Raw genomic sequence first — 26,812 nt, 5'->3', positions numbered from 1 at the left:
TATGACCCGACCGCGACAGGCAGGCACCGACGAGACGGGCACCGGCGCCCGTGCCCGGCCGCCCAGCCCTGGCGATCCCCCGCCGGACACCCACATCGCGATCATCGGCGCGGGCCTGAGCGGCCTCGGGATGGGCATCGCGCTGCGGCGCGCGGGGCTGGAGGACTTCCTCATCCTGGAGCGCGCCGGCGACATCGGCGGCACCTGGCGCGACAACACCTATCCGGGAGTGGGGGTGGACGTCCCGGCGCAGGCGTACCAGTTCAGTTTCGAGCTCAACCCCCGGTGGAGCCGGGTGTTCGCGCCGGGCTCGGAGGTCATGGCCTATCTGGACCGCCTCGCCGACCGGTACCGGCTGCGCCCGCACGTGCGGCTGCACTCCGAGGTCGTCGAACGGGTGTGGGACCAGCAGGCGCAGGTCTGGCGGCTGAAGGTCAGGCGGCCCGGCTCTCCGGACGCCCAGGAAGTGGTCGCGCGGTTCGTGGTCAGCGCCATCGGACCGTTCGTGGACCCGAAACCGGTCAACGTGGCGGGCGCCGCACGGTTCGCGGGGACGCTGCTGCACTCCTCGCGCTGGGACGACTCCTGCGACCTGGCCGGCAAGCGGGTCGCGGTGATCGGGACGGGCGCCAGCGCGGTCCAGCTCGTTCCCGAGATCGCGGCCGAGGCGGCCCGGCTGGACGTCTACCAGCGCACGCCCATCTGGGTGGCACCGAAACCCGACGTGGCGATCCCCGAGGCGCTGATGCGGGTGTTCCAGCGGGTTCCGCGGCTGCAAGGCGCGGTCCGGCGGGCGGCCGCGCGGGGCGTGGAGCTGCTGCTGATCGACGTGGTCGTCCACCATCAGCGGGCGCCGTACCTGGCGCGGGCGGGCGCGTGGCTGCTGCGGTCGCTGTGGTACCGGTCGCAGGTCCGCGACCCGCGGACCCGCCGCGCACTCGTCCCCCGCTACGGGCTCGGATGCAAGCGCCCGTCGGTCTCCAACACGTACCTGCGCTCGTTCAACCGGCCCAACGTGTCACTGATCACCGACCCCATCGCCCGCGTCACCGAAGCCGGGGTCGAGACCGTCCAGGGCCGCGAGCGGCGGGTGGACGTGATCGTCCTGGCGACCGGGTTCCGGCTGGCCAGCGACCCGGAGAACTTCCGCCGCACCCCGGTGCGAGGCCGGGACGGGTTCGATCTGGCCACGGCCTACACCGAGCACCGGCTGGCGTCCTACGAGGGCATCAGCATCCCCGGCCTGCCCAACCACTTCATGATGTTCGGCCCGTACGGCTGGGTCGGCGGCACCTGGCACGAGCTGGTGGAGACCAGCGCGGCGCACATCGTGCGCGTCATCACCGAGGCCCGCCGGCGCGGGGCCGCCGAGGTGGAGGTCCGCGCCGAACCGACCGCGCGGTGGACGGAGCGGATGCGCTCGCGCCTGGCCCGTTCGCTGTGGGCCACCAACGGCTGCGCCACCGCCAACAGCTACTACTTCGACCACCACGGCGACACCCCGTACCTGCGGCCGACCAGTTCGGCCCAGGCCCGCAAGGCCAGCCGCTCCTTCCCGCTGGACCACTACCGCTACCTGCCCCAGCGCCCCCGGCCGCCCGTCCGGCCGCGGGCCGCGCCGCGAGCGAGACAGCCGAGAGGACACCATGACCGCCGCAGGTGAACACCCTCCCCAGCCGGTGCCGCAGCGGGACGTCCGCGTCCGCCGGGTCCGCTTCGCCCACCCCGACGGCGCTCTGCGCCACCACTACGTGGACGGCGACCTGGTCACGAGCCACGCGATCGCGGTGCTGTCGGCGACCTTCCCGCCCGGCGAGGACTTCTTCGTCCGGGCGGTGGGCCGCTACCGGGACCAGATCACCGATCCCGAACTCGCGGCCCAGGTCCGCGGCTTCATCGGCCAAGAGGTCGTGCACGGCCGCGAGCACGACCACCTCAACCGGGTCCTCCAGCGGATGGGCTACCCGACCGCCCTGACCCACCGGTTCATCGAACGTGTCCTCGCCCTGTTCGACCGCCGTCTGCCGCCGCGCGTGCTCCTCGGCTTCACCGCGGGCCTGGAGCACTACACGGCCACCATCGCCGAACGGCTGCTCACCAGTCCCGAGGCCCAAGCCCTGCTCGGCGACACCCAGGTCCGCGAGATCCTGCTGTGGCACGCCCTGGAGGAGTCCGAGCACAAGGCGGTCGCCTTCGACGTCTACCGGACGGTCGGCGGCAGCGAACACATGCGGATCTGGACCATGCGGGTGATCAGCACCCTGCTGATCCTGCACGTCATCACGGGGACGGCCCTTTCGATGCTCACCGACCGCGCCGCCTACAACCCCGTCCGCCTGGCCCGCAGCCTGGCCCGCCTGCGGCGGTCCCCCTTCCTGGCCCGCGAGGTCGTCCACCATCTGCGCGCCTACAACAGACGGGGCTTCCACCCCGACGACTTCGACAGCGCCGAACTGCTGGCGCGCTGGCAAGCTGAACTCTTCGGCCCCCAAGGCACCCTCACCGGCTACCTGAAGTAAAGCCACCCGGCCCCGCCGCGTCCCGTCCCCGACCGTCCCCGACCGGGCAATGCGGCGTCCCGCTCTGGACGCCCACGTGATCCAGCGGACGGGTCTTAGGGTCGTTCGACCGGGGGCATGAGGGGCTCGACCGGGGGCATGAGGGGCGGTCCGTCCGCCTCGTAGGCCGTGACGACCTTGCGGAGCAGGCCCGCGAGTTGCTCGCGCTCGTCGCCGGTCAGCGGCGCGAGCAGCGCGTGCTCGGCGGCGGCCTGGTCGCCGATGGCGCCCTCCCATGCGGCGTGGCCCTCGGCGGTGAGCGCGACCAGGAGGCGCCGCCGGTCGGACGGGTCGTGCACGCGGGCCAGGTGCCCCGACTCCTCCAGCCGGTCGAGCCTGCTGGTGAGGGTGGCGGGGTGGGTATTCAGCGCCCGCGCGAGCCAGGTGGGCGTGGCGCGGTAGGGCGGCCCGGTGGAGCGGAGCCGCCACAGGATGTCGTACTCCCAGCCCTTGAGGCAACGTGCGCTGAGCGCGGTCTCACGGCGGCGACGCAGCAGTGCCACCAGGGCCTGCATCCGGGTTATCGCGCCCTCGACGTCGGGGTCGAGGTCCGCCAGTTCCCGGGACCAGTGGGCGATGTGCCGGTCGATCGAGTCCTTCACCACGCGAAATATACTATTCTTCCCGATATTATCTTTTCGTACTAACTGAGGGTGAGAAGCGCTCATGCCCCTGTGGCCCCCCGGATTCGCCGGACGGATCGACGAACGCACCATCGACAGCCGGCTGCTGCGCGGCAACCCGCTGGGAGACCCGCACCGCAGGCCGCTGTGGGTGTACACGCCCCCCGGCTACGACGACGAGCCCGAGCGCCGCTACCCCGCCGTCTACATGCTGCTCGGGTTCACCGGCACGCTCCCGGCCTGGAGCAACTCGCCCGGCGCCTTCCGGACGTCGGTGCCGGTCGCCACCGACGCGCTGTTCGCCCGCGGCGAGGCGCCGCCGATGATCCTGGTGTTCGTGGACGCCTGGACGACCTACGGCGGCAGCCAGTACGTCGACTCCCCCGGAACGGGCCGCTACCACTCGTACCTGTGCGAGGAGGTCGTCCCGTGGGTCGACGCCCGCTACCGGACGCTCCCCGACCGCGACCACCGGGCGATCGCCGGCAAGTCCAGCGGAGGGCTCGGCGCCATGGTCACCTCGATGCTGCGCCCTGACCTGTTCGGCGCGTTCGCCACGCACTCGGGGGACGCCCTGTCCGAGGCCCAGTACATCCCCCACTTCCTGCGGGCCGCACGCGACCTGCGCGCCTACGACGGCGACGTCTTCTCCTGGTGGCGGGACTTCCGTTCCCGCGTCGCCTTCACCAAGGAGGAGGATCTGCGGCTGCTGGAGATCTTGGCGGTGTCGGCGTGCTTCTCGCCCGGCAGCGACGGCACGCCGCTGCTGCCGTTCGACCCCGTCACCGGGGCGCTGCGGCCCGAGGTCTGGGAGCGCTGGCTGCGCTGGGATCCCGTCCGGATGGCGCCCGCGCACGCCGACGCGCTCCGATCCATGCGCGCGATCTGGATCGACGCGGGAACCCGCGACGAATGGTTCCTCGACCTCGGCGCGCTGGCCTTCCGCGAAGCGGTCGAACGGGCGGGCGTGCCCGAGGAGACCGTCCGGTTCGAGCTGTTCGAGGCGGGCCACATCGCCATCGAGTACCGCCACCCCCAAGCCCTCGCCTGGCTCGCCCACCGCCTCACGCCCTGACAACGCCACCAGAGCCAGTTCGCCGGTCCTCTCACCGTCCGTCTCGATGGCCGTCGTGTTCCGCGTTCCGTGTTCCGCGTCGGGGCCGGAACAAGCGGGCGCTCGGGGCGAGTAAGGTAGGCCCTCTCGTCACCGAGGCGCGCGCACGGACCGTACAGGCCGGGATCTGGCCCACCTCGCCGGGCTCACTCGCCTGACTCGCGCAGGTCAGCCGCCCCGTAGCCCCCGCGCCTCGCCGGTTGTCCGGTGAGGTGCCCCGGGCCCGTGGCCTGACCCGTCCCCTAGCAGCGGCGGCTGTCGAACGGCCGACAATCCCGCATCCGGGACCGGTGCCCGGACGAGGCTGGTCGGTAAGCGGACGACGCGAGAGACCAGCCAGGTGACGACGGCGAACGGAACACCAGCCCCATGTCAGCCCGGCCTCCGGGGCATCTGAGCGGCCGAGCGGCGGTCGGCTCATGGCGTTGAAGGGAACCTGATCATGCGGAGATTCATTCTCACCGGCACGCCCGGAGCGGGAAAGACGTCGATCCTGATGGGCCTCGAACGGCTGGGGCATCAGGTCGTCCGCGAGGCGGCGACGGATGTCGTGGCACGGCGGCAGGCGCGCGGAGAGGACGAGCCGTGGACCCGGGCGTCGTTCATCGACGACATCGTCGCCGAGCAGGTCCAGCGGCAGGCCGCGGCCGGTACGCCGACCGCGCGTGTCCAGGTCTTCGACCGGTCACCGGTGTGCACGCACGCCCTGGCCAGACACTTGGGCCTGCCCGTCCCGCCGGCCCTGTCGGCGGAGCTCGAACGGATCACAGCCGAGAACGTGTACGACCGGCGTGTCTTCTTCATCCGGAACCTCGGCTTCTGTGAACCCACCGCGGCCCGCCGTATCAGCTTCCAGGACGCCCTGGAGTTCGAGAAGGTCCACGAGCGCAGCTACCACGAGCTCGGCTACGAGCTCATCGACGTCCCCGCCGACCATGTGGACCGCCGCATCGCGACCGTCCACCAGACGATCTCCCGGCTCACGGCCTAACTCCGCCAGCCCGCCCCATCGCCGTCCGCCTCGCCAAGTCGTACCTGGACGAGCAGCCAATGCCCGCGAGCGCGAGCAGGGTTCGTGCTGCCGTACCTCCTTCACCTGCGGAGTTCCATCAGGTTCGGGGAGCGGTCGAGCACGGCGGCGTGCGCAAAGTGGAACGTCGTGCAACCGGGAACGAACCGAGCGGGCACGCCACCGCGACGAGGCTGTCGGTGTTCAGCCGACGCGGACGGGACGCCGGGCCAGAACGGCGGTGGCGAACGTCAGTCCCAGGAGCAGTCCCCAGTAAGAGGCCGACCGCCAGGAGAGAATGATCGGGTACTGCACGAGCGGGGCCATCGCGCACAGCAGGTAGGCCGAGGCCGCCACCGCCCAGCGCGCGTCGCGCGTCCGCAGCGTCGCGGCGACGCCGACGCCCAGCAGGGCGATCTCCACCCCGGCGCGCGTCAGCGTCCACCATGGCCCGGTCGTGGCGACGAGCACGCCGTAGGCGACGACCGCGAGGACGCCGGCCAGCCAGAGCGGGCTGCGACGCCGGAGCCTGTCGCCGCGTACCGCCAGAACGGCCAGGAGCCCGACCGCGGCCCACAGCAGAAGCAGGTTGGACCAGGCGCGGCCACCGAATCCGTACGCGAGCGGTTGCAGCCAGCCCCAGGTCGGATCGCCCAGGGCGGGGTACGGGGTGGAGGCGAGCAGTGCGGGCACCAGAGCGAACGGCAGAGCCACCCGCACCCAGCCGAGCACCACCGCCAGCATCGACAGGACGAACAGGGCGCCCGACCATGGGTGGTTGAAGATGGACCAGTAGGAGGAGACCGCGCCGGCCAGGATCAACGGCGGCAGGGCCAGGTGGAGGCCGTCCACCCACCAGGGGCGTGGACCGGCGACGGCGGCGTGGGCGCGTTCGCCCAGCCCGCCGCTGACCAGCGCGACAGCCTCGCGGGCCCGCGGGACCCGGCGGTCGGGGCCGGTCTCCAGCAGTGTGGCCACCAACTGCTCGCCGTTCGCACGCCGGTAGTCGCGGGGGTAGGCGAGCAGCAGTCGCCGGTAGCGGCGTTCGAGTGCGTTCATGCCTGTGCCGTCCTCGGAAGGGTTCTACGGGTCACGACCTGCGCGGCCTGCCGCATCCGCTCGGCCTCCACCGCCACGCTCTCGCGACCGGCTTCGGTGATGCGGTAGTAGCGGCGCGGCCTGCCCTGGACGCTCTCCTCACGGTCGAGCTCGACCAGCCCCGACTCGCTGAGCCGCTCCAGCGCGCCGTACAGCGTGCCGACCGCGAGCCGCACCCGCCCGCCGGACTCCCGTTCGGCGAGCTTGATGATCCCGTAGCCGTGCAGGGGACCGTCCAGAAGGGCGGCGAGGATGAAGTAGACGGGTTCGCTCATCGTCCTGGCCATGATCAGGACCATACATCGGGGCACGATATATCCGCAAGCGAAGTATGAGCGGCCGCACCTTGCCGGACGAGGAACGGCCCGCGGCTCAACGTCCGCGATCACCTCGACACAGGGAATGCCGGGCGCCGTGAGGCCAACGCAGCCAGCCATCCGTCCCCCGGCCCGTCCGGACACCCCCGAGCACCCGAGACGGACACCGAAAACCGTCAAAGGCCCTGGAGCTTGAAGCCCCAGGGCCCGTTCCGTCACTGCGAGGGCACGACTTTCGCCGGTACGCGCACCGCCAACCGCGGCTTCCCAGGGACTCGTCTCGCGCGCGTGCATTTCGTCGGGCGCGCCGGCTAACGGCCGCGTTGGTGCGCGGTGCCGTCTAGCCGGCCAGGGACAGGTCCTTGGAATCCGCTTGCTGGAGGGTGAAGGTGCCGTTGGCCATCTTGATGAGCTGGGCGCCGACGGTGGCGATGGTCCCGGTCTTCCACGTTCCGGTGAAGGTCGATGTCGGGGTGGCGGTGAGGGTGACGACATGGGATTGGCCGTCGCAGGTGGGTGTGGTCGTGGCGGCACCGATGCGTTCGTAGTCGGTTCCGCTGCCGCGCGGGGGCTGGCCTGCCACCACGGCCAGGTGGGTGGAGTCCGAGCAGGTGTAGGTGACCTTGACCACCAGGTCCTTGCCCTCGTTCGAGATCGTGGCCTCGCCGAGGCTGACGGCATCGGCCGCCACCCGGGTCGGCGCGAGCGGCGGGGCGGCGGCCAGCGCGGGAGCGGCGGCCGTGGCGGCCACGCACACGCCGGTGGTCACAGCGAGCGCGGCCGTCCGGAAGACGGTACGGGGGGTGAGACGCATGATGTCTCGTCCTTTCCAGTGGTTGCGGTGATCTCAGGTCCGCCGCTCCGCCAGGGAAGCGGACGGCGAACGCGAAGCGGCCCTGGCCAATGCGGTGTCCGGCGCGGCGCGACAAGCGCGGGGGCCGGGCAGGATGAACGCGCCCTGGATGATGAGCATGAAACGTTCGAGACCGGGGGCCAGGACTTGACGGTACGGACACGCAAAGTAACTATCCATGTCCGGTGAACGACTACCGCCGGACGGCGGCAGGTCTCCCTTCCGTCCGCGTCGATTACGGTGCCGCCACCACACCCTGCCGTCCCGGTTCGCCCGCCCTCCGGGATTCGACGGGCGGCCGGACACGCCGAGGCGGGCGTACTAGGACGAGGCTCTGTGCACCGCGACGAGCGACGTCGGCCGCCGGCACTCCGGCAGCCGTTCCGATGTGGAGCCGTTCTGGTCGGCGGGGAGCGGCGCTTAATTCACCAGGTCTACGAATTCGCCCCTGACCGGCGAGAATGCCCCGCGGTGCACGTGAATCCCGATGCCGTCCACTGCCGGATCGGGACGCCTTTCCCGCACCATTCGTGGGCGCCTACCTCTACGCGTCCGGCGCTCGACGGAACGGAACGGTGGGGCTTGGGGGCGCCGCTCTCCGACCGCCAGGGGCCCCGCGGCCCTCCCGTCAGGAGGTCTCCTCCGCACCAAGTAAGGTGTCGGCGTGCGTCTACCTGGGCCATTGCACTTGGCGAACGAGGGCCTCGCCTTCCTGCTGGAGGTCGCGGCGATCGTCGCGCTCGCCTGGTGGGGTTTCACGACCGGCGGGAACGTGCTGGTCAATATCCTCCTCGGAATCGGGACGCCGATCGCCGCGATGCTCCTGTGGGGCCTTCTCGCCGCGCCGAAGGCACGGTTCAAGGTCGCGTTGCCGTTCGTGCTGCTGGTGAAGGCCGCGGTTTTCGGGGCCGGAGCGTTGGCGCTCTACGGCCTCGACCGTCCGGCGCCGGCGCTTGCCTTCGCCGTGATCGCGCTGCTCAACACCGCTCTGGCGACGGTCGACCGTGAGGCTCATTTCCACGCCGCCCGCTAGCTCCGGCGCTGGATAGACGGGCGATTCTCTCCGCCGGCCTTCGCAGCGCCTTCTCCACCCACACGTTCCCCCGGCAGGGAGGGAACGGTCCGCCCCATTCCAGACCTCGATGTCCCTGTGGATCAGATCGTTCACTTGGCGGTCTCTTCGAGGATTGTCAGGGCTTGATGGCCGTGCCTTGGGCCGAGAGCAGGCGCCACCCGCCGGAGGCGTCGGCGGCGAAGACGTGGGTGTAGCGGCTGCCCGCGCTGAACGTCGTGCCATCCGGGTTGTCGAAGGTCATGCTCGTTCGGCCGACGACCACACCGACGTCACCGACCCGGCGGACGATGGCCTCGTCGGGGAAGGAGCCGATCGCCGGGAAGCGCAGGGCGCCGTCGGCGATCAGGGTGAGCAGGGCGGCCTTGTCGGCGACCGAGCCGTCCTCGACGCCCACCAGGAGGAAGTCCTCGGCGAGCAGCTCCTCCAGCCGGGCGGTGTCGGCGTCCATCAAAGCCTGGAAGAAGGACTGGTCGTGTCGCAGCAGCACGTCGTGTTCCATAGGCGGCACAGCGTAAAGCCTGCCGTCGACGTCAAGGTCAAGCCCGGCGACCGCTCCCGGTCGGCTGTCTCAGGCGGCCGGGACGAGACCGAGGCGGCTCGCGCTCAGGTGGTGATCTTGTATCTGCCAAGGATGATCTGTAGGAGTTCGTCGGTGATCTCCTCCAGGGAGGCGTCGACCCATCCGACGACCCAGTCGTGCATCAGGCCGTTCACGGCGCCGATGAGGCCCGCGGCGGCGATGCGGTAGTCGCCCGGGGGCGCTTCTCCGCGTTCGACGGCCTCGTCCGCCATCTGGCTCACCAGCTCGATCCAGGCGGCGCGGCGTTCGAGGCGCTGGCGGTCCATGCGGGGGCTGACACCGACGACCTCGACGTAGGCGATGCGGGCGTGGCGCATGTCGCCGGTGGCGCCCCTGACGTAGGCGTGCACGTACGCGGTGATCCGCTCGGGCGCGGGAAGGTGCCGAACGTCGGGCAGCACGTCGAGGACGGCTCTCTCGGCGACCGCGTTGACGTAGAGGTGGAGGTCGGCCAGGAGGTCTTCCAGCGTGCGATACTCCTCGTAGAACTGGCGGGTCGACAGTCCGGCCGCCCTGCACAGGTCTCCGAGCCTGGTCGCCCGGTATCCCGGGCCGGCGCCGAACAGCTCCAGGCCCGCTTCACGGAACCGGCCGCGCCGCTCGGCCCGCCGCTCGGCCGCGTCCCTGCCCCCGTACCGGCCCCGCGCCGGGGTGATCCTGCCCGCCACTGCGCCCCCTGCCTCGTGGTGCGCACAATCCTCCCGCACGGGTCTTGCACCGTCCGCCCACGCCTGCATACTATCCAGTAACCCAACTCTGAATACGGTGATATTCAGAGTTGGAGGGTTGCGCGGAAGGCCCACGAAGCCGGCGCACCCCAGGCCGGCCCGCCCGACACCGCCATCCACCGGCAACCGAACCGCCGACTCCGCGGCCCCGCTGAACGCATCCCCGCCCAACGCCGCGCGCCGGTCCCGAACGCAGAGCAGCTTCACGTTTCCCGCCCGTTCCGGGCACCCCACCCCCTGGAGAAGCGACATGCATGCTGCACCCACCCCTGCCCAGGCCCGCCCCGCCGGCACCGGCCCCGCCCGCGGGCTCCGGCGGCTGCGGACCATCGCCGCGGCGGCCGTCCTGGCCGCCGGCGCCGCCGTGCCCGCCGTCGTCTCCGCGGGGGCCGCGCACGCGGCGCCCGCGCTCCAGGAGGTGATGTTCGTCGGCAACAACTGGGACGGCACCGCCGACGTCATCAGGTCCAGCGGCGACTTCCGCAAGATCGGCCGGATCAACGTCATCCCCGACAAGGACCAGCGGCTGGCGGCGATCTACACCAACCCGCTCAACCTCGCGGTCTTCCTCGGCATCCGCCTGACCGCGGGCGAGGGCCACGACCAGTTCGTGGACGACATGTACTCCACCCCCGACGGCACGGCGATGGTCGCCTCCCGGCCCAGCTTCGGCGACGTCGTCTCCATCGACCTGGCCACCGGCAAGGTCAAGTGGCGGTTCCCGGTCTCCGGCTACCGCTCGGACCACATGGCCCTGTCCCCCGACGGAACCAGGGTCGCGGTCTCCTCGTCGCTGTCCAACAACGTCTACGTGCTCGACATCAGCACCGGCAGGCAGCTCGGCTCGTTCGCCACCGGCGCCAAACCGCACGAGAACGTCTTCACCCCCGACGGGAAGATCTGGAACATGTCGATCGGCGAGGTCAACAACGACCTCGACGCGCCCTGGCAGGACTTCCTCAAGGGCGACCGGCACATCACCATCGCCGACGCCTCCACCTACAAGGTCGTCAGGACCATCGACATGCGCTCGCGGCTGGACGCCTTCGGCCGCAAGGACCTGTCCAACGCCGTCCGGCCCGCGGTGTTCAGCCCGGACTTCTCCAAGCTGTACTTCCAGGTCTCCTACTTCAACGGCCTGGTGGAGTACGACGTCGCCACCGACAAGATCACCCGGGTCAAGACGCTGCCGAAGAACCCCGCCACCAGCGACGACCGCACCACCTTCGTCAACGACTCCCGCCACCACGGCCTGTCCATGGGCCCCGGCGGCGGCAAGTTGTGCGTCGCCGGGACGATGGACGACTACGCCACCGTCGTCGACCGCGCCACCCTCCAGCAGGGACCGCTCGTCAACGCCTCCAAGCCGTACTGGGCGACCGTGAGCGGCGACGGCAAGTCCTGCGTCATCTCCGAGAGCGGCGCCGACCAGGTGACCGCGATCAGCTTCGCCACCGGCCAGAAGACCGTGTCGGTGCCCGTCGGCGACCACCCCCAGCGCGTCCGCGTCGCCCGCATCCCCGCCGACTGGACCGGCCCCACCGACTGACCACCGTCCGAACACCTCGGCGCGGGGCCCGACCTTCAGCCGACCACTGACACCGGCTGCTTCCTGGGCCGCCCTGCCTTCACCCGCGCCGGCTCAGGGGCCGGGCCGCGCGCCTTTCACGCCCCGGGCGCGCAGAGAACCCGACCTGCCGTGCCGTTCAGCGGTGATGGGCCCGCATGACCAGGTCGGTGGTCTGGTGGACGATCCGTTGGATCTCCTCGTCGTCGAGGGGTTGGACGCCGCGCAGCGAACGTACCTGCCCCTCGGCGCCGAGCAGCATGACGAACTGGTGCGCGCTCAGCGCCGGGTCGGGCACGCGAAGGTCCCCGCGGCGACACCGGCGACCCGCGCGCCGGCATGAGCCTGGTCGCCCTCGGCACGATCCCGTTCGCCGCGGCCGGGCCGCACACCAGCCAGCCGCTCCTGGCGGCGGCGCTGTTCGTCAGCGGTGCGGGCATCGGAGCCGTGCTGCTGACCGCGATGACCGCCACCTACCGGCAGTTGTCCGCCGAGCAGGTGGCCGCCGCGACCAGCGCCAGCCGGATCATCCAGCGGGTGGACGGATCGTTCGGCACCGTGGTGATCGCGATCATCCTGCAACACCGGATCGGCGCGGCGCACGGGCTCCCACATGGTGGCGTGGATGCGCGGTCGGGATGTCGCGGGTCAGGGGAGGCGGAAGGCGGCGAGGGTTTCGTTCCGGAGTGCCACGAGGGTGGAGGCGGCGCTGGTCAGCAGCCACTGGTCGGTGCCGCTCGACGATGCCAGGGGGTGCCTCCACATCAGCGTGCCGGTGGCCTCGTCCCAGCCGTACAGGCCCGAGCCCGTGACGCCCGCGGCGCCGGTGCAGACCAGGCCGCCGGCGGCGATCAGCGGGGCGGTGTCGTCGCCGGGGGTGTCGGCCGACCAGAGGCGGCGGCCGGTGCGGGCGTCGAGCGCGATCAGCTTGTGGTCGTCGAGGATGTAGGCGCGCCGTCCGTTCACCAGGAACGTCCGGTCCCCGCCTCCAGGCAGGGACGGCTCGTACGCCCATCTCAGCCGCCCGGTGGCCGACTCCAGCGCGTAGAGGGACGCGGCGCCCACGTAGGTCGTCCCGTTCGTCGCGGTGACCGTGGGCGTGTCGCGGCGGAGGTCGCCCGCACCGGCCGGGAGCCGGGCGGTCCAGACCGTCCGGCCGGTGGAGGACGACACCGCGTCGAGGGAGTGCCGGGCCGAGCCGATGAAGAGCAGGTCTCCGCTTCCTGGGACGATCACGCCCGATGCGGAGAGCGGGCGTTCCCAGCGGGCCGCACCGGTCCTCGCGTCGAGCGCGGAAACGGCGGTGGAGGAAGCGGCGATGAGACCGCCGTTCAGGAACCCGCGGAGTTCGGCCGTCGCGGGCGCGCGGTGCTTCCACAGCAGCCGTCCCGTCCGGACGTCGACGCCGATGACCGTTCCTTCGCCGTCGCTCAGGCCGAGCAGCCCGCCGGCCGGGCCGTACAGTTCCCGGACGTTGTAGCCGGACGGCAGCGCGGCGCTCCAGCGGTGCGCCCGCGAGGCGGGGTCCATGGCGACGAGCGCGGCGCCCCGGCCGAGTTGCGTGTAGATGAGGGTCTCGTCGGCGGTGGCGTGGTTCGTCTTGTCCGACCACAGCCGCCGTCCGGTTGCCGTGTCGTAGGCGACGGCCTTCTTCGAGAACGCCCCGAAGACCGCGACAGTGTGCGCGAACACCCGGGCAGCGTGATGTCGCCGCGGATCGGCAGCGTGGTCCGCCACAGGAACCGGGGCGGTGGAACGGTTCCGCCCGGATCGCCGGCCGCCAGCGCCGCAGCGGTTCCGCCCCGACGACCGCGAGGCCGGCCACGGCCGCGCCGCCTCGCAGGAGCCTGCGCCGTGCCGCCGCACGGGAGACGGCCCTCAGGTCCATGACGAGGGTGCGCTCGTGCTCCTGGAGTTGGCGGTCCATGCCGTCGGGCAGCCAGCCCTGCGCGAACGGCGGCGCGGCCAGCAGCCGGGGCAGCAGCGTCGCGGGCGGACGGCGGGCGGGGTCGCCGCTCAGGCAGGCGGCGACCAGCGCCACCAGGGACGGCGGCACGCCCTCCAGGTCGGGCGGCTGGTGGAGCGTCCGGTGGAGCCGTGCCTGCACGGGGCCGGTCCCGAACGGCGGACGTCCGGTGGCGGCGAAGGCCAGCACCGCGCCGAACGCGAACACGTCGTCGGACGGCCCCAGGTCCTCCCCGCGGATCTGCGCGGGCGACATGTAGCCGGGCGAGCCGACGAACCGGCCCGCGGCCGTGAGCCTGGTCCCGTCGGCGGCCCGGCTGATGCCGAAGTCGATGATCTTCGGGCCGTCCCGGGCGAGCAGGATGTTGCCCGGCTTGAGGTCGCGGTGCACCAGCCCGGCCGCGTGGACGGCGACCAGCGCCTCGCCGAGTCCCGCGCCGAGGCTCCGCAGCGGCGGCTCGGGCAGGGGGCCGTACCGGTCGATCGTGTCCTTCAGGCTGAGCCCGTTCACGTACGCGGTCGCCAGCCACGGCACCGTCCCGTCGGGGTCCGCGTCGACCACCGGGCTGGTGAAGGCGCCCGAGACCTTCCGGGCGGCCTCCGCCTCGGCGCGGAACCGGGCGCGGAAGGCCGGGTCGTCCGCCAGTTCCGGCCGCACCACCTTGATGGCGACGGCGCGTCCGGCCGGCGACGCGCCGAGGTAGACGCGGCCCATGCCGCCCTCGCCCAGCCGGCCCAGCAGCCGGTACCGTCCGATCCGGCGCGGGTCGCCGGGCTCCAGCGCGGCCATCAGGCGGAAGGCCGGAAGCAGCGGAGGCGCCGGTTGTCGGTCGCGTAGACGGCGCGGCCGGCCACGGCCAGGCCCCAGCCGCCGTTGTTGTAGGCCGGCCCGCGATGCGCCCAGACCGGTCCGCCGCCGGTGCCCGCGACGAAGAAGCCGCTGTCCCCGCTCGTGCCGGACGAGTCCGCGTGGCCGGTGAACGACGCGGCGACCAGCTCGGCGGAGCCGGCGGCGGACGCGGAGCCGCCGATCCAGTCGAGGCCGGCGGGACTGGAGGTCTGCCGGCGGCGGAGGGCTCCGGTGGCCTGGTCGTAGGCGTAGAAGCCCTTCTCCCCGGCGGCGATCACGTCGGGCCCCACCGGCAGGACGGGACGCTGCATGTCGTCGGCGCGCTTCGTCCAGACGATCGTCCCGTCCCGGGTGCCGACGGCGTAGAAGGTGGAGGCGCCGGTCGCGGTGAAGAACAGGTACCCGTCGCCCAGCGTCGCCGGATAGGCCGTGGAGCGGTCGGCCCTGCCCGTGAACCAGGTCCGTTCCCACCGCCGCGCCCCGGTCCCGGCGTCGATGCCGAGGACCTTCGCGGGAGTGACGACGTACAGCGCGCCGCCGTCGGCCGCGCCGTAGATCTTGCGGGCTCCGCTCGGGCGGCGCCACAGGACCCGTCCGCTCGCCACGTCCACGGCGAGCACGACGGTCTGGTCGCCGGTGCCGCGCGTGGCCGCGCCCACGAACACGGTGCCGCCGACCCGCCCGTACACCTCGGCGAGCCTGGTGACGTCGCCGGGCAGTTCGATCGTCGAGGACGCGCCCGTCACCGGGTCGATGACGTAGAGGGAGTTCGGCCGCGGGGACGAACGGTGCGCGAGGCCGAAGACCCGGTCTCCGAAGACGCCGTACCCGCGCGTGGTCGTGCTCCCGACGGGACGGTCGAACATCCAGAGCCAGCGGCCCGAGGCGGCGTCGATCCCGCAGATGCCTTTCAGCCCGCGCCACACGATCGTGCCGCCGGCCGGCGAGACGTCCAGCGGCAGGCCGTCCTCGAACTTCCCGGGCCACGACAGCGTCCAGGCGGCGTCCGGAGCCGCGACGAGGCGGGCCGGGCGCGGCACCGGCTTCGCCGGCTTCCCGCCGCCGCGGGTCAGTGCCCAGGCCGTGGCGCCGCCCCCGGCGCCCAGCGCCCCGACGGCCGCGGCGGCCGCCAGGCCGAGGACGCGCCGGCGGCCCGGCCCGCGCGCGTCCTCCCCGTCGATCCGCGGCGGCGGAGGCGGCGGCGTGACCGCTCCCCCGGCGAGCGCGGCGGCCTCCGCCTCCCGCGCCGCCACCTCCCGGCGAAGGGCGGGAGACAGCAGCGCCGCCGGATCGGCGGGGAGGAACGCCTCCAGCAGCGCCGGCAGCACGGGACGCCTGTCCGGCTCCTTGGCGAGGCAGGCCGACAGCACCCCGCGCAGCGGGCCGGGCACCCCGTCGAGCCGCGGCTCCTCGTACATCACCCGGTAGATCAGCGAGGCCGGGTCTCCGGCGCTGAACGGCCCGGCTCCGGTGGCCGCGTACACGAGCGCGCCCGCCAGCGAGAACACGTCGGACGCGGGGCCCGCGTCCCGGCTCTCGGCGATCTGCTCGGGCGACATGAACGCCGGCGTCCCGACCATGGCGCCGGTCGCGGTGAGCTGGGAGGCGTCGACGGCCTTGGTGACGCCGAAGTCGATGATCTTCGGGCCGTCCTCGGCGAGCAGGATGTTCCCGGGCTTCAGATCCCGATGGACCAGACCCGCCGCGTGGACGTCCAGCAGGGCCTCGGCCAGCCCTGCGCCGAGCGCGCGCAGCGCCCCCTCCGGGAACGGGCCGACGGCGCCGACGGCCTCGGCGAGCGTGGGACCCGGCACATAGGCGGCGGCGAACCAGGGCCGCGGCGCGTCGGCGTCGCCGTCCAGCACCGGCGCGGTACCGGCGCCGCCGACCCGGCGCGCGGCGGCGATCTCCCGCCGGAACCGTTCACGGAAGCCCTCGTCGGCGGCGAAGTCCGACCGGACGACCTTGAGCGCCACGAGCCGTCCGCCGGGCGACACGGCGAGGAAGACCGTCCCCATGCCGCCGGCCCCCAGACGTCCGAGCAACCGGTACCGACCGACCCACGCCGGGTCACCAGCTAGAAACGGCCGCACTCACGTCCCTCACCGAAGCCACCACAACCGGACACGCAGCGTATCAAATAGATACGCTTGTCTATAGGAGATCACCGGCCCGGGAGCGTGCTCAAGCCCGGCCCCGACTGACTCGCCATCACGACCTGCCGCGCCATCGAGATGTGGGCCAGCGAACCGGAGGCCCGCGATCGCGGGACGGTTCGAGCCGTCCTGTCCGGCCAGCACCTTCGCCACCTTCTCGACGCCCGCCCCGGGTGGTATCGGGACGGCTGCCGTGCACGGGTGCCGCGTTTCAGCCGGTGTGGGACCGGTACGTGCCGGGCGGTGACCCGTACTGGCGTTTGAAGGCGTGGGTGAAGGTGTACTGCGAGCTGTAGCCGACCCGTTGGGCGATCGTGTTGACGGGGGCGTCGCAGGTGCGCAGGAGCCGAGCGGCGGTGGTCATCCGCCACCATGTCAGGTAGCTGAGCGGCGGCTGGCCGACCAGATGGGTGAACCGCCGGGCGAACGCGGCGCGGGACAGGCGTGCCTGCGCGCCCAACTCCTCGACGGTCCATGACCGGCCGGGGTCTTCGTGGATGGCGCGCAGGGCGGCGGCGACGGCGGGGTCGTGCAGGGCCGCGGCCCAGCCGGTGGCGGAGTGGCCGAGGACGCGCTGTTCTTCGAACCACGCGCGCAGGATGTAGAGCAGGAGAAGATCCAGCAGAGTGAGCACGATGGTGTCGGAACCCGGGCGGGCGTCACCGTCGAGTTCCGCGCCGAGGAGTTCGACCGCTGCGCGCAGTTCCCCGTGCCGCCCCACCCGCGTCGGTAGATGGATGACCTCGGGCAGATCGTTCAGAAGCGGATGCGGTCCGGACCCGTCCAGGAGGTAGGCGCCGCAGAGCATGACCACCGTGGGCGGCCGGTCGGCTGACGCTTCGGCGGCGCGGTCAACATGGACTCCGGTGGGCATTGGGGACGGCTCGTTCACCGGGGTGAACGGGTCGTCGGCCAGACCGTGCGCGGATCCGCGCGGCAGGAACGCCACGTCGCCCGGCCCGAGCGCGACCGGCTCTCCCTGCGACGGGAGAAGCCAGCACGTTCCCTGGAGAACGATGTGGAACCCGGCGGAGGGCACCGCCGGAAACCGCTGGGCGAAGGGAGCGGACCTGGTCACCCGGCCCGAATGGGGCCGACCGGTACGCGCCGCACTCACCACATCAGACAGAACATCCACGCAGCCAATGTAACCAACAACGGTCTCGGCGAAGACGATGCCGCAAACAGCCGAGCGAATCACGCATTCAATCGTCTCGTTCCCGCGCCTTACTGTGCTCGTGGGCCAAGCAGTCACGCAGGCCACCATCATGAGGAGACGACATGAAGATCGCCGTTTATGGCGCGAACGGATACCAGGGAAAGCTCGTGCTCACCGAACTGGCACGACGCGGCATCGAGACCGTCCTGGCCGGACGCGATATCGCGCGCCTGGAGAAAGCCGCCTCGGCGGTCGGCCTCCCCGGCACGGAACGGCGCGTGGCCGACACCAGCGACCATGAGGCGCTGGTGAACGCGTTCCGCGGCTGCGACGGCGTCATCAACTGCGCCGGACCGTTCACCTCATCGGGCGAGGCCGTGGTCCGCGCCGCGATCGCCACCGGCTGCCACTATGTCGACACCTCGGGCGAGCAGCTCTACGTCAAGAAGGTCTTCGACACCTTCGCCTCGGAGGCGCGGAACGCCGGGGTCACCGTCGTACCCGCCGCCAACGACGGCTGCGTCCCGGTAGACCTCATGGCCCACCTCCTGGCCGACCGCCTTGAACCGGTCGAAGAGATCATTTCCACCCACGTGGTCGTCGGAGGAGGCGGCATGTCGCGCGGCTCGCTGCGTTCGGTGGTCGAGACGATCGACGCCATCAAGGCGGGCGGACTGACCTACGACGACGGCGGCTGGCGCTCCGGCACGCCCGCCCGCCACGCCGCGATCACGCTGCCCGGACGGTCGGAGGCGACCCCGGTGATGGCCTTCCCCGTGTCGGAAGTGGTGACCATCCCCCGCCACATCCGCGTCCGGCATGTCCAGGGCCTGACCGAGGCGGCGCTGGCCGACCGGCTGAACACCCCGCTCACACCAGAGATCATCGAAAGCCTGCCCGAAGGGCCCGACGAGGACAGCCGCCGCACCCAGCGCTTCACCTACGTGCTCGACGCCACCGGTACCGACGGCCGCCGCGCCCGCGGCATCGTCCAGGGCCCCGACACCTACGGAACGACCGCGGTGATCGCCGTCGAAAGCGCCCGCCGTCTCATCGCCGACCCGGCCGACCCGGGAGTCCTCGCACCCGCCCAGGCCTACGACCCGACCGCCTTCCTCGACTTCCTCATTCCGCATGGCATCCAGTGGACGATCGAGGACGCCCCGGCAACCTGACGCCCAGCGCACCAACCCACCGTCGAGATCGGCGACGGGTCTTGCTGGGGCGCGGTTGAGAACAGCCGACGGCTCTGAGGCTCACCCCTCGAACGCGCCGTTCGCCTGGATCAGGGGAGGTCCGGGTCCGGTGCGGTGGGCGCCTCCCGGGTTCGTTGGGCCATGAGCACGGTGGCCGCGACGGCGAAGCCGGTCGTCACCGTCCAGCCGTCCAGGCGCTCCCCAGCAGCAGGGCGGCGAACAGCATCGTCAGGAGCGGCTGGAGCAGGGGATCTGCCCGACCTTGGCGATCCCGCCGATCGCCAGCGCCCGGTACCAGCAGAAGAACGCGATCAGTGAACTCCCCAACCCCAGGTAGATGATGGCCAGCACGCCCACGGGGGTGACATCCGCCGGCATCCCGCGGCCGGAGACGAGCACGAGCGTCAGGACCAGCGGGGAGGCCACGATGACCGACCAGCACGTGGTCTGCCATGCCGGTGTCCGCCGTGACAGCACGCCGCCCGCGACGTACCCGAGGGCGCACAGCAGCACGGCACCACAGAGTTGCAGGTCGCCGATCCCCGGACCGCCGCCGGTGTCCAGTGCCAGGTAACCCGCGCTCAGCAGCGTCCCAGCCGCGCACCACAGCCAGAACCTGCGGGCCAGCCGCTCTCGCGCGTGCAGCACGGCCATGACCGCCGTCGCCGCCGGAAGGAACGCGATCGCCACGGCGGCGTGACCGGCCGGCACGCTGCGCAGTGCCAGCGCGGTCAGCAAGGGGAACCCCACCACCGAGCCCAACGCCACCACGGCGACGGCGGCCAGGCAGTCCCTCGGGGGCAGCAGCGGACGCCGCAGCACGATGAGGAGGACCGCGGCCGGCAACACCGCGACCAGCGACCGGCCGGGACCCGCGATCTCCGCACCGAACGCCGGCACCGCGAAGCGGGTCACCGGAAGCGTGAGACTGAACCCGACCAAGGCGACCAGCCCAGGAACGAAAGGACGCCACCAGGCGGGACCGCCCTCCTGCTCCTGCCCGGCCAGGAGCGGCCCCCCATGCGCAGCCTCCGACTCGATCAGTCACCTCACCTGCCGCCACCGAATGAACAACCGCACCTCAGCCTGAGCGCTTTATGCAGGGGCCGAATTACCTACCGGACGCCGCTCGCACCCAAGACCACGTGCCCTACAGGCTCGCCTTCGTCAACCGAAGGAGCCGTTCAAGATGAGCGATGTGCATTCGTCATAGAACCCCGCGAGGTCACTTTCGTGGTCCCGGGCGCCCTGCACCACCAGCGGATCGTCGACCGAGGAGAACGCGATCACCGCCCCGATCGCGCAGCCCGCATGCTCTTCTTCGACCTCGCAGTGCGCATTCATGTAAGGTGCGTCGAACCCCAGAGACCTCCAGGCAGCGGTCAGATGGTCGAATTCCCCCACCGAAAGCGCTTCGACTGCCCAGTGGTAGCCCAGATTGTACTTGGCCCGGTCGTTGGGGTCGGGCCAAGCCTGCTGTAGGCGATCGATCATGGCCTGCGTCCAGCGGCGACCACACGCGAGCCACTTGCTCTCGGTTTTCTCAGGGTACTGAGAAGGCCACGGCTTGCCCGTAGCGGACGTGTAGAAGTCTGCGTAGAGTTCGCGATGCGTACTCTGCAAGGGGCGCCCCGGCTCAATGCCGTACTCCGAGGCGAACGGCTGCAACACGTTCTGCATCGTGACGTAACGGGCCTCGTACGGCGAGACATCATGAGTGGCCTGGACGCTTACCGCGATGACCGCGAACATGAGGTCAAAGGCTTCATAGAGGTGCCCCATGCCCAGCAGGACCTCGGGATACGCCGAACGCGGAACTCTGGGGAGCTCGCCACAGAAGCGCGCAATCGATTGATCCGAACGTCCGGACAGCTGAGCAAAGAGGCGCTCCTGCTGGAAGTTGAGCTCCTCAACCGTCGCAGTCTCAGTGTTCATAGACGTCGCCGCCATCCAACAAGCATTTCCCTTGACAGACCCTAGTCAGAGGCATCGTCACACGCGTAACCATCTATGTCAAGAGGCCCGAACGTACTGCACCTTCCCCCAAGGGAGATGCCTGAGTTTCGATCGAGGCTAATATGCCAGATGTGCTCGGACGGACCGCAGGTGACCACTGAGCGACACTGGAGCGAGCGAGGAACCGACCAACCCTGAGGCCCCTCCACTCGGACCCGTACGAGCACCCGCAAAGCGAATCCATAAACCATCCCAAAGACACCGCACAGCGGCCCCAGCTCACCGGTCCCTGCCAGTAGCGCCACAGTCACAGATCATGTTCCTTCTGATCTTTGACGTGATCGATAAAAATTCAGCGATGCGAAAGGAGCGGAACCAGAAAGACCTAATCGAGCACTGCCCCCTGAACGAGGGCCTATTCGCCCTGCCGGCGAACGAGACGGGGACGGCGCGGCCGGGACGAGGCCGGCGCCGGGAGGGGCCACCAAGCCCACAGAGTTTCCGTCCTGGAGTTCAGGTGCTTTCAATGAAGTTCTTAGTCGATGATGTCCCGTTCCAGCAGAGTGACGCCGACGGCGACACCACGAAACGGGATGCCAGGGCGGGCGCGCGGGCAACCTGCGCTTCGCGGCCAGGCAAAGGGCCAGCAGCCGGATCGCGGTGACCCTGCGGGGCCGACTGGCCGCTTTGCCGAAGCCGAGTCCGTCATCGAACTGGCCAAACGCCGCCTTTAGCGAGCGCGTCCTGCCGGCCAGGCTCGACTGACCTCGTAGCGCCCGACTCTCCACCGTGATACTTCAGGTACATAACGCCGGAGACCTCTGAGCACAAGGAACGTATGAAGCACGTCGACCTCAACGCCACCATCAACGGGCTGACCGGGATCACCGATCCGACGCCTTATCTCGATCTGCTGCCCGATCTGGCAATCGCGCTACCTGTCGGCGCGCGCGCCTTCGCCACCAACGTCGACCACTACGACTTCGTCGGCAAGCGCTGCGTCAAGGATCTGCAACTCACCCGGATCGACGGACCCGCCGAGGGCGAGCTCACGCTTTTCTTCCGGCACAACTGCTGGAAGCATGAGGAAGACCTCCTCATCCGCTACGAAGGCATCACGAACTTCGCCGTCGAAGAACTCGCAGACGACGAGACGCTGCCGGGGCCGGTCATCCTCGACGAGATCCTTCCGCATCCCAACGGATGCACCCACGAGTTCGCCTTCAGACCGGGCACCCTGAACATCACGTGCCGGGACCTCCATGCCTCCTGGCTCGAAACCGACTGCCCCGACAAGCCCACAGGTTGAACGACAACCCAGGCTTTCCAAATGGCAACGAGGGCGCCTGCGAGCGCATAGCCGTTCGCCCGCACGAGCTCCATCCCTAACCGGGACATGCAGGACCGCGAAAAGGCCCACCGCGACGACACCTTCCGCAACGTGCTGCACGATCTCAAGGCCGCGCCGGATCCACGCGGGGGCTGGAGTGACAGCCTCGCCTGTCCGGGGCGTCCAGTACGGTCACCGCCATGAGCGACGGATTCGACATCAAGCGAGAGCTTGCGGCCGGGCTGAGCGGGCGTGTGGGGGCCTGGCGGTTCATTCGGGGCTTCGTCAGCACGTGGCATGAGCCGCTGAGCGCCGCGGACGGCTGGTCGTCGGCCGAGTTGGACGCGGCCGGGGAAAGGCTCGGCGTTCCGCTGCCCACCGCGCTGCGCGAGGCGTACCAGTTGTTCGGGCGGCGAGACGATCTGACGAGCAATCACGATTCGTTGCTCAACCCAGACGAGCTCTACCTGAACGATGGCGCCCTGGTGTTTCGGGAAGAGAATCAGGCGTGCGCGTTCTGGGGAATCCTCAGCGCCGACCTGGAACGGCCCGACCCGGCGGTGTACGTCCGGGCGGACTTGGCCGACGAGAGCGCCGAGAACTGGGAGGGCTGGCTGGACACCTTCTCCACGTCCTGCCTGGAGATCGTCCTTGCTGAGTCGATGCACGCCCCCGAGGAGCTCTGCGACTTCATGGACGGTTCGGACGAACCGCTGAGCCCTGTGCTCGAAGAACACTTCACCCTGCTGCCGTTCCCCGCCTACCCGACCAGCCAGCCGGACTCCACCACCCGCTGGTTCGCAAGCCCCGAGGCGATCCTGCGCCAGGACGGCGACTGCCTCCACGTCCGCGCCCGTACCGAAGACGCTCTCGAAGAGCTCCGCGAACTGATCGACGGCGACTGGCTCGGGTGAACAGCGGCGGCGCAGCGCTTCGGTGGCCCGACAAAGTCTCCGGTCCCCAGTGATTCGGGCACGGCGCAGCCGCTCACCAACCGCCGCCGCAGGTAAATTCTTACACTCGCCTTGGTGACGGATGAGGCATGAGACGGCGCGATGGCGTTCTTATGACCGGCGGGAGTTAACGCTGGTCGTCGAGTTCTCTGTTGGTCTGATCGATCCGGCAGATGCGACCGTCAGCCGCCAGACGGCCGAACAGGTAGATCTCCGCAGCAAAGGTCTTGCCCTTGCGCATTTTGGTGCGAAGGGTCCAGCGTGCAGCTATCTGGTCGCCAACGACCAACGCCTGGTGAACCTCCACCCCGGAATAGTCCTCGGCCGCCATGGCCGCCTTGTCGACGTTCTTGCGGACGGGGCGGACGTGGTCGATCATCCGCTGCCGGTCGATCACCAGGCCGTCGTTGCAGTATTCAAAGTCCGGAACGAAATAGTGGTCAAGGATCGCGCCGGGCTCCTCATCCGACAGGGCCATGTCTCGGGTGTAGGCGACAAGGAAGTCGACAAGATCACGCTCGGTTTTAATGCCCACGATGCCCCCTTGCAGGAGTACGTCATACGCTAACATCGCGATCACCATACTACACCCCCGTAGGGTTTAGGCGATTCCTCCCGTAGGGTGACAGCGAGTTGATCAGGCCGTGCTCCCGTCCTCTACTTGGTCCTCGGTGTGCGAGCGTGGCCGCCGCGCTCGCCGCTGTCGCCGACGTACTCTAAGCTCAGAAGACCGTCGAGCCGCCGAACGATTCGTTGGAGGCGATCGCGACGCCGGCCTTCTCCTCGCGTACGGTCAGGGTCTGGAACAGCAACTCGGTGCCGTGGCGATCCAGTTCCATATAGCCGTTCCTCAGTACGCCAGGCCGAACGACTCAAGGCCGCCGCGCCTGCGCCGCCACCGGCACCGCGCTCGCCGTCCGGCTTCTGCTCGTCGCCCACGGGTCCCACCGCCTCGGCGATCCTGACGGCGCCGAACACGCCCAAGCGACGCACCTGCGGGGGCTGGGCCCGCTCGGATGGCTAGATGATGTCCGCGTACGGGCCGATCTTGGCGTACCGGTCGTCGGTCTTGGTTAGGTCGAAGCCCTCTTCCCTAGCGCCCTTGGGGCTCCGCCTACGTCGGATGCTCACCGAGGCCAGAGGCGAGGGAGCCGGACTCGCCGCCGCCGGGGTTCGGCGTCGGCGGGGGCTGACCGAACGCGCTGCGATGATGATCCAGGGCGTGGCGGTGTCCAAGTCGTCGAGGATTCCCAGCACGTCGTGCAGGGGTCAGGTGCGCGCCGGGGTCGACGTCCTGCCCGTCGACCGTCTCGTGGGAGGAGTGCAGAGGTTTGCAAGCCCGATCACTCGCCCCGCTGGCCAGCGTTACGCTCACCTAGCAGGCCGAAAACCAACACCGTTCACAAAGGGTCTGGACAAGCGACGAGCACGCCTTCGCGCACATGAAGTGGTGGGGCATCCTTCGGAACTACCGCCGCAAACGCAAGGCGTCTACCATGCCACTCGCGCCCTCGCTCTCGTGAGCAACTGGCCACGACCGACTGACAGGCCCTTTACAACCCTGCCCCCGCGGCCACCCTCTCATGCAATTCCTGCAAGCCCTGTATAACAGGAGTGCTTATTGGCCCTCATCACGACGTTTCTCGACCGCCAGTTGGCTGCGGACGCTAAATATGGCGGACGGATGGATCTGGACGAGTGTCCTCCGTTGCCTCCGACGCTCGATCGGCATCTGCGTTCCTGCGCCCGGCATTCAGCCGTCTGGCCTCGCGTTAACCAGGAGATCCGGGCCCGCTGCGCCCAACGCCCGGCGCTCCTTCGGCTTCTGGCGTATGCGTACGCCGCGATGCCCGGCTACCGGCCCTCATGGCAGCCGCCCCTCCCCCGCCGCCGCGTCCCCTCTGACCCGGCCACCGACCCCTTGCTGGAGCAGTGGCAGAACGAGGAACACCTGGCCCGCGAGGCTGCCGGCGAAGCCGGCCTGGACTTCGCCTGGCGCGAAGTGGATCGCCAAGATGGCCAGGGCCTGGTCGTCAACGGTGACGGTCATCCTCTCTGGGAGACCGCCGTTTACCCGGAAGACGGCTTCGCAATTGCCCGATACGGGCCCGGCCGCGTTCTCCGCGAACTAGCGGCCCGACGCGAGATGCTGGCAAGCCTCGACCTGTCCGCCAAGGCCGACCAAACCATCCTGCACCTCCTCGCCGAGCCATATGCAGAGCAGTGATCTGGGATGATGGTGCCTCGATTTTCGATGAGGGTGTCAGCAAGGGCTCTTCTCGCAAATTGCCAGGTCGACGCGCAGCCGTTCGAAGGCCGCGGCCTTGCCGACGAGCCCCTTTTGGCCGATGCTCCCGATCAGGTCAGTGCCGCCCACGCGCCTAACTGGTCAATGAGCAGGATGCGGCCCGGCGATGCCCAGCCGCTGGGAAGGGGGAACTGGAGGTGGCCACCGCTCCGGGGTTGATCGACCAGGTCGGCAGGCTGCTGAGGATGATGGGGGGCCGCGGGTCGCGTTGGAGCTGTCCCAGGTGGCCTTCTGTGATTCGTCGGGGCTCAACGCGTTCCTTCGGTTGTGGAAGCGCGCGAAGGTCGTCGGCGGGGAATTGGTGCTGGTGGATCCCGGGCCGCGGTTGGCTGAGTTGCTGATCAGGACCGGGGTGGACGCTCATGTGCGCGTCGTGGACGCCCTCAGTGCTCTGGTCGGCGTTGATCCCCAGGCCGGGCCTGCCGCCCCGAGCCCGAGCCCGCCTGAGACGCATTGCCGAGATTGTCAGGGCGTACTGTTCTCGTGCCGTGCCGTGCCGTGCCGTGCCGTGCCGTGCCGTGCCGTGGCGGGGCTGGGCGGGAGGCTGGTGAGCAGGTTCAGCAGTGCGCTGATGGGGCCGGGCGGTCGCCGAGCGGCTGGGTGGGGTGCAGGCGTAGTTAGTACGGCGGCACGTGCGGGTGCGGGGAGGTAGCCGCCGGGGCCAGGCGGCGGTTGTCGTGTTGGACGGCGGTTGCCGGGTCAGGGAGGCTTGGGGGCGACGGGACGCCGTGCTGGTGGGGAGGCTTGCTTGGATCAGGATTCTGCGATCGTGTCGTTCGCCTACGAGGCCGGTCATCTCAAGCGGGTGCCGCGGGCGGGGTGGCAGTTGGCGGGCGTGAGCTCTCCGGAGTCGGTGGCTGAGCACAGTTTCCGCGTGGGCGTTCTGGCCTATGTGATCGCGGTTCAGGAGGGAGCCAACCCGGACCGCGCCGCGGCGCTGGGGCTGTTCCACGACCTGCCGGAGACCCGGATCGGGGACGTGCCCTCGGTCGGGAAGGAGTACGTGACCACGACCGACGCTGTCGCGGTCGCCGTGGAACAAGTGGCAGGTCTTCCCGACGCGCTCGCCCAGCATGTCGTCGCATTGATCCGCGAGCACGAGTCGGCCAAGACCGACGAGGCGACGTTGGAGGCTCGTTGCAGCCGAGACGCCGACAAGATCGAATGCTTGATGCAGGCGCGGGAGTACGCCGTCGCCGGCAACACGCAGGTCGGCCCGTGGATCGCCTCCATGGTCAACGCGGTCAGGACCGAGACCGGCAAACGCCTGGCCGCCTCCGCGCAGGAGGTGCCGCCCGGCATCTGGTGGGACCGCTTCGCCCGGGATTACGGCTTGCCTGTGGTGAAGCCGGAAGCCTGATCGTTCGGGCGGAGCTCGGGCTCGGGCTCGCCTGGCGGCGTGGCCGTTCACCGCACC

Annotated in this window: 26 protein-coding genes and 1 pseudogene; 12 read left to right on the top strand and 15 right to left on the bottom strand. The window is 70.3% G+C overall.

Features of this window, described 5'->3' with window-relative positions; genetic code table 11:
• Position 1 precedes the first annotated feature (1 nt).
• Both GEV43_RS33560 and GEV43_RS33555 read left to right on the top strand, forming a co-directional pair.
• Entirely contained in the window at positions 2-1,663 is a 1,662-nt protein-coding gene (locus GEV43_RS33560) for an NAD(P)/FAD-dependent oxidoreductase (protein ID WP_160824099.1), read from the top strand.
• Positions 1,647-2,519, top strand: coding sequence for a metal-dependent hydrolase (locus tag GEV43_RS33555; RefSeq protein ID WP_160824098.1), 873 nt, complete (start codon positions 1,647-1,649; stop codon positions 2,517-2,519). The genes GEV43_RS33560 and GEV43_RS33555 overlap by 17 nt, the downstream gene beginning before the upstream one ends.
• Positions 2,520-2,614: 95 nt before the next feature.
• Here GEV43_RS33555 and GEV43_RS33550 read toward each other — a convergent pair whose 3' ends face one another.
• Positions 2,615-3,160 carry a MarR family winged helix-turn-helix transcriptional regulator gene (locus GEV43_RS33550; RefSeq protein ID WP_206681398.1) on the bottom strand — a complete coding sequence of 182 codons (546 nt, stop codon included), beginning with the start codon at positions 3,158-3,160 and terminating at the stop codon, positions 2,615-2,617.
• A 64-nt stretch (positions 3,161-3,224) separates the two neighbouring features.
• On the opposite strand from GEV43_RS33550, the gene GEV43_RS33545 reads away from it, so the two are divergent.
• Both GEV43_RS33545 and GEV43_RS33540 read left to right on the top strand, forming a co-directional pair.
• Positions 3,225-4,256 carry an esterase family protein gene (locus GEV43_RS33545; protein WP_160824097.1) on the top strand — a complete coding sequence of 344 codons (1,032 nt, stop codon included), beginning with the start codon at positions 3,225-3,227 and terminating at the stop codon, positions 4,254-4,256.
• Between the two features lie 481 nt (positions 4,257-4,737).
• Complete coding sequence (locus GEV43_RS33540) at positions 4,738-5,286, top strand: AAA family ATPase (protein WP_160824096.1); 549 nt, start codon at positions 4,738-4,740, stop codon at positions 5,284-5,286.
• 222 nt (positions 5,287-5,508) lie between these two features.
• On the opposite strand, the gene GEV43_RS33535 is transcribed toward GEV43_RS33540, so the two are convergent.
• The 3 genes from GEV43_RS33535 to GEV43_RS33525 form a co-directional block, all read right to left on the bottom strand.
• Entirely contained in the window at positions 5,509-6,363 is an 855-nt protein-coding gene (locus tag GEV43_RS33535) for a hypothetical protein (RefSeq protein ID WP_160824095.1), read from the bottom strand.
• Positions 6,360-6,689: a PadR family transcriptional regulator gene (locus GEV43_RS33530; protein WP_160824094.1), complete on the bottom strand. Its 330-nt coding sequence runs from the start codon at positions 6,687-6,689 to the stop codon at positions 6,360-6,362. The genes GEV43_RS33535 and GEV43_RS33530 overlap by 4 nt, the downstream gene beginning before the upstream one ends.
• Before the next feature lie 370 nt (positions 6,690-7,059).
• Positions 7,060-7,533 (bottom strand): hypothetical protein, encoded by a 474-nt coding sequence (locus tag GEV43_RS33525; RefSeq protein ID WP_160824093.1) that lies wholly within the window; start codon positions 7,531-7,533, stop codon positions 7,060-7,062.
• Positions 7,534-8,260: 727 nt separating this feature from the next.
• Between GEV43_RS33525 and GEV43_RS33520 the strand changes: the two genes are divergently transcribed.
• Positions 8,261-8,605 (top strand): YrdB family protein, encoded by a 345-nt coding sequence (locus tag GEV43_RS33520; protein ID WP_241683134.1) that lies wholly within the window; start codon positions 8,261-8,263, stop codon positions 8,603-8,605.
• A gap of 157 nt (positions 8,606-8,762) precedes the next feature.
• On the opposite strand, the gene GEV43_RS33515 is transcribed toward GEV43_RS33520, so the two are convergent.
• Together GEV43_RS33515 and GEV43_RS54190 are read right to left on the bottom strand one after the other, a co-directional pair.
• Positions 8,763-9,134 carry a nuclear transport factor 2 family protein gene (locus GEV43_RS33515; protein WP_160824091.1) on the bottom strand — a complete coding sequence of 124 codons (372 nt, stop codon included), beginning with the start codon at positions 9,132-9,134 and terminating at the stop codon, positions 8,763-8,765.
• Between the two features lie 116 nt (positions 9,135-9,250).
• Complete coding sequence (locus GEV43_RS54190; protein ID WP_309239980.1) at positions 9,251-9,895, bottom strand: TetR/AcrR family transcriptional regulator; 645 nt, start codon at positions 9,893-9,895, stop codon at positions 9,251-9,253.
• Between the two features lie 310 nt (positions 9,896-10,205).
• Between GEV43_RS54190 and GEV43_RS33505 the strand changes: the two genes are divergently transcribed.
• Positions 10,206-11,504: a YncE family protein gene (locus GEV43_RS33505; protein ID WP_160824089.1), complete on the top strand. Its 1,299-nt coding sequence runs from the start codon at positions 10,206-10,208 to the stop codon at positions 11,502-11,504.
• A gap of 157 nt (positions 11,505-11,661) precedes the next feature.
• Here GEV43_RS33505 and GEV43_RS33500 read toward each other — a convergent pair whose 3' ends face one another.
• The 6 genes and pseudogenes from GEV43_RS33500 to GEV43_RS33475 all read right to left on the bottom strand — a co-directional run bounded on the left by GEV43_RS33500 (position 11,662) and on the right by GEV43_RS33475 (position 17,694).
• Positions 11,662-11,820 carry a TetR/AcrR family transcriptional regulator C-terminal domain-containing protein gene (locus GEV43_RS33500; protein WP_160824088.1) on the bottom strand — a complete coding sequence of 53 codons (159 nt, stop codon included), beginning with the start codon at positions 11,818-11,820 and terminating at the stop codon, positions 11,662-11,664.
• Positions 11,802-12,137 (bottom strand): hypothetical protein, encoded by a 336-nt coding sequence (locus GEV43_RS33495; protein ID WP_160824087.1) that lies wholly within the window; start codon positions 12,135-12,137, stop codon positions 11,802-11,804. The genes GEV43_RS33500 and GEV43_RS33495 overlap by 19 nt, the downstream gene beginning before the upstream one ends.
• A gap of 33 nt (positions 12,138-12,170) precedes the next feature.
• Positions 12,171-13,214 (bottom strand): PQQ-binding-like beta-propeller repeat protein, encoded by a 1,044-nt coding sequence (locus GEV43_RS33490; RefSeq protein ID WP_160824086.1) that lies wholly within the window; start codon positions 13,212-13,214, stop codon positions 12,171-12,173.
• Positions 13,215-13,566: 352 nt separating this feature from the next.
• Positions 13,567-14,202 (bottom strand): annotated as a pseudogene (locus tag GEV43_RS33485) (serine/threonine-protein kinase); the annotation flags it as partial.
• 74 nt (positions 14,203-14,276) lie between these two features.
• Positions 14,277-16,430 carry a PQQ-binding-like beta-propeller repeat protein gene (locus GEV43_RS33480; protein WP_309239979.1) on the bottom strand — a complete coding sequence of 718 codons (2,154 nt, stop codon included), beginning with the start codon at positions 16,428-16,430 and terminating at the stop codon, positions 14,277-14,279.
• A gap of 274 nt (positions 16,431-16,704) precedes the next feature.
• Positions 16,705-17,694 (bottom strand): AraC family transcriptional regulator, encoded by a 990-nt coding sequence (locus GEV43_RS33475; protein ID WP_309239978.1) that lies wholly within the window; start codon positions 17,692-17,694, stop codon positions 16,705-16,707.
• 80 nt (positions 17,695-17,774) lie between these two features.
• Between GEV43_RS33475 and GEV43_RS33470 the strand changes: the two genes are divergently transcribed.
• The gene (locus tag GEV43_RS33470; RefSeq protein ID WP_160824084.1) at positions 17,775-18,827 is read left to right on the top strand and encodes a trans-acting enoyl reductase family protein; all 1,053 of its coding nucleotides are present in this window, start codon (positions 17,775-17,777) and stop codon (positions 18,825-18,827) included.
• Between the two features lie 249 nt (positions 18,828-19,076).
• Here the strand turns inward: GEV43_RS33470 and GEV43_RS33465 are convergent, their stop codons facing one another.
• Complete coding sequence (locus GEV43_RS33465; protein WP_241683133.1) at positions 19,077-19,790, bottom strand: DMT family transporter; 714 nt, start codon at positions 19,788-19,790, stop codon at positions 19,077-19,079.
• 225 nt (positions 19,791-20,015) lie between these two features.
• Positions 20,016-20,783, bottom strand: a complete 768-nt coding sequence (locus GEV43_RS33460; RefSeq protein WP_160824082.1) for an iron-containing redox enzyme family protein — start codon at positions 20,781-20,783, stop codon at positions 20,016-20,018.
• 859 nt (positions 20,784-21,642) lie between these two features.
• Here GEV43_RS33460 and GEV43_RS33455 point away from each other — a divergent pair.
• Together GEV43_RS33455 and GEV43_RS33450 are read left to right on the top strand one after the other, a co-directional pair.
• Complete coding sequence (locus tag GEV43_RS33455) at positions 21,643-22,113, top strand: hypothetical protein (RefSeq protein ID WP_160824081.1); 471 nt, start codon at positions 21,643-21,645, stop codon at positions 22,111-22,113.
• Between the two features lie 221 nt (positions 22,114-22,334).
• Positions 22,335-23,048 carry an SMI1/KNR4 family protein gene (locus GEV43_RS33450; RefSeq protein WP_160824080.1) on the top strand — a complete coding sequence of 238 codons (714 nt, stop codon included), beginning with the start codon at positions 22,335-22,337 and terminating at the stop codon, positions 23,046-23,048.
• A gap of 166 nt (positions 23,049-23,214) precedes the next feature.
• Here GEV43_RS33450 and GEV43_RS33445 read toward each other — a convergent pair whose 3' ends face one another.
• Positions 23,215-23,670: a nuclear transport factor 2 family protein gene (locus GEV43_RS33445; protein WP_241683132.1), complete on the bottom strand. Its 456-nt coding sequence runs from the start codon at positions 23,668-23,670 to the stop codon at positions 23,215-23,217.
• Positions 23,671-24,708: 1,038 nt separating this feature from the next.
• Here GEV43_RS33445 and GEV43_RS33435 point away from each other — a divergent pair.
• The 3 genes from GEV43_RS33435 (at position 24,709) to GEV43_RS33425 (ending at position 26,755) form a co-directional block, all read left to right on the top strand.
• Positions 24,709-25,314, top strand: coding sequence for a DUF6221 family protein (locus tag GEV43_RS33435; RefSeq protein ID WP_160824079.1), 606 nt, complete (start codon positions 24,709-24,711; stop codon positions 25,312-25,314).
• A gap of 187 nt (positions 25,315-25,501) precedes the next feature.
• Positions 25,502-26,047, top strand: coding sequence for an STAS domain-containing protein (locus GEV43_RS56535; RefSeq protein WP_375539071.1), 546 nt, complete (start codon positions 25,502-25,504; stop codon positions 26,045-26,047).
• A gap of 96 nt (positions 26,048-26,143) precedes the next feature.
• Positions 26,144-26,755: an HD family hydrolase gene (locus GEV43_RS33425; RefSeq protein ID WP_160824077.1), complete on the top strand. Its 612-nt coding sequence runs from the start codon at positions 26,144-26,146 to the stop codon at positions 26,753-26,755.
• Positions 26,756-26,812 lie beyond the last annotated feature (57 nt).

Source organism: Actinomadura sp. J1-007, assembly GCF_009793335.1.
Lineage (GTDB): Bacteria > Actinomycetota > Actinomycetes > Streptosporangiales > Streptosporangiaceae > Spirillospora > Spirillospora yumaensis.
This window is presented reverse-complemented; position numbering and strand designations above follow the sequence as displayed.

What these genes read in the sequence shown, in the direction of transcription:
- GEV43_RS33495 (WP_160824087.1), bottom strand. Translation starts at nt 12,137, where the DNA reads ATGTGGGAGCCCGTGCGCCGCGCCGATCCGGTGTTGCAGGATGATCGC.
- GEV43_RS33460 (WP_160824082.1), bottom strand. Translation starts at nt 20,783, where the DNA reads ATGAACACTGAGACTGCGACGGTTGAGGAGCTCAACTTCCAGCAGGAG.
- GEV43_RS33530 (WP_160824094.1), bottom strand. Translation starts at nt 6,689, where the DNA reads ATGGCCAGGACGATGAGCGAACCCGTCTACTTCATCCTCGCCGCCCTT.
- GEV43_RS33505 (WP_160824089.1), top strand. Translation starts at nt 10,206, where the DNA reads ATGCATGCTGCACCCACCCCTGCCCAGGCCCGCCCCGCCGGCACCGGC.
- GEV43_RS33545 (WP_160824097.1), top strand. Translation starts at nt 3,225, where the DNA reads ATGCCCCTGTGGCCCCCCGGATTCGCCGGACGGATCGACGAACGCACC.
- GEV43_RS33540 (WP_160824096.1), top strand. Translation starts at nt 4,738, where the DNA reads ATGCGGAGATTCATTCTCACCGGCACGCCCGGAGCGGGAAAGACGTCG.
- GEV43_RS33445 (WP_241683132.1), bottom strand. Translation starts at nt 23,670, where the DNA reads ATGGTGATCGCGATGTTAGCGTATGACGTACTCCTGCAAGGGGGCATC.
- GEV43_RS56535 (WP_375539071.1), top strand. Translation starts at nt 25,502, where the DNA reads ATGCCCAGCCGCTGGGAAGGGGGAACTGGAGGTGGCCACCGCTCCGGG.
- GEV43_RS33450 (WP_160824080.1), top strand. Translation starts at nt 22,335, where the DNA reads ATGAGCGACGGATTCGACATCAAGCGAGAGCTTGCGGCCGGGCTGAGC.
- GEV43_RS33535 (WP_160824095.1), bottom strand. Translation starts at nt 6,363, where the DNA reads ATGAACGCACTCGAACGCCGCTACCGGCGACTGCTGCTCGCCTACCCC.
- GEV43_RS33560 (WP_160824099.1), top strand. Translation starts at nt 2, where the DNA reads ATGACCCGACCGCGACAGGCAGGCACCGACGAGACGGGCACCGGCGCC.
- GEV43_RS33525 (WP_160824093.1), bottom strand. Translation starts at nt 7,533, where the DNA reads ATGCGTCTCACCCCCCGTACCGTCTTCCGGACGGCCGCGCTCGCTGTG.
- GEV43_RS33555 (WP_160824098.1), top strand. Translation starts at nt 1,647, where the DNA reads ATGACCGCCGCAGGTGAACACCCTCCCCAGCCGGTGCCGCAGCGGGAC.
- GEV43_RS33455 (WP_160824081.1), top strand. Translation starts at nt 21,643, where the DNA reads ATGAAGCACGTCGACCTCAACGCCACCATCAACGGGCTGACCGGGATC.
- GEV43_RS33470 (WP_160824084.1), top strand. Translation starts at nt 17,775, where the DNA reads ATGAAGATCGCCGTTTATGGCGCGAACGGATACCAGGGAAAGCTCGTG.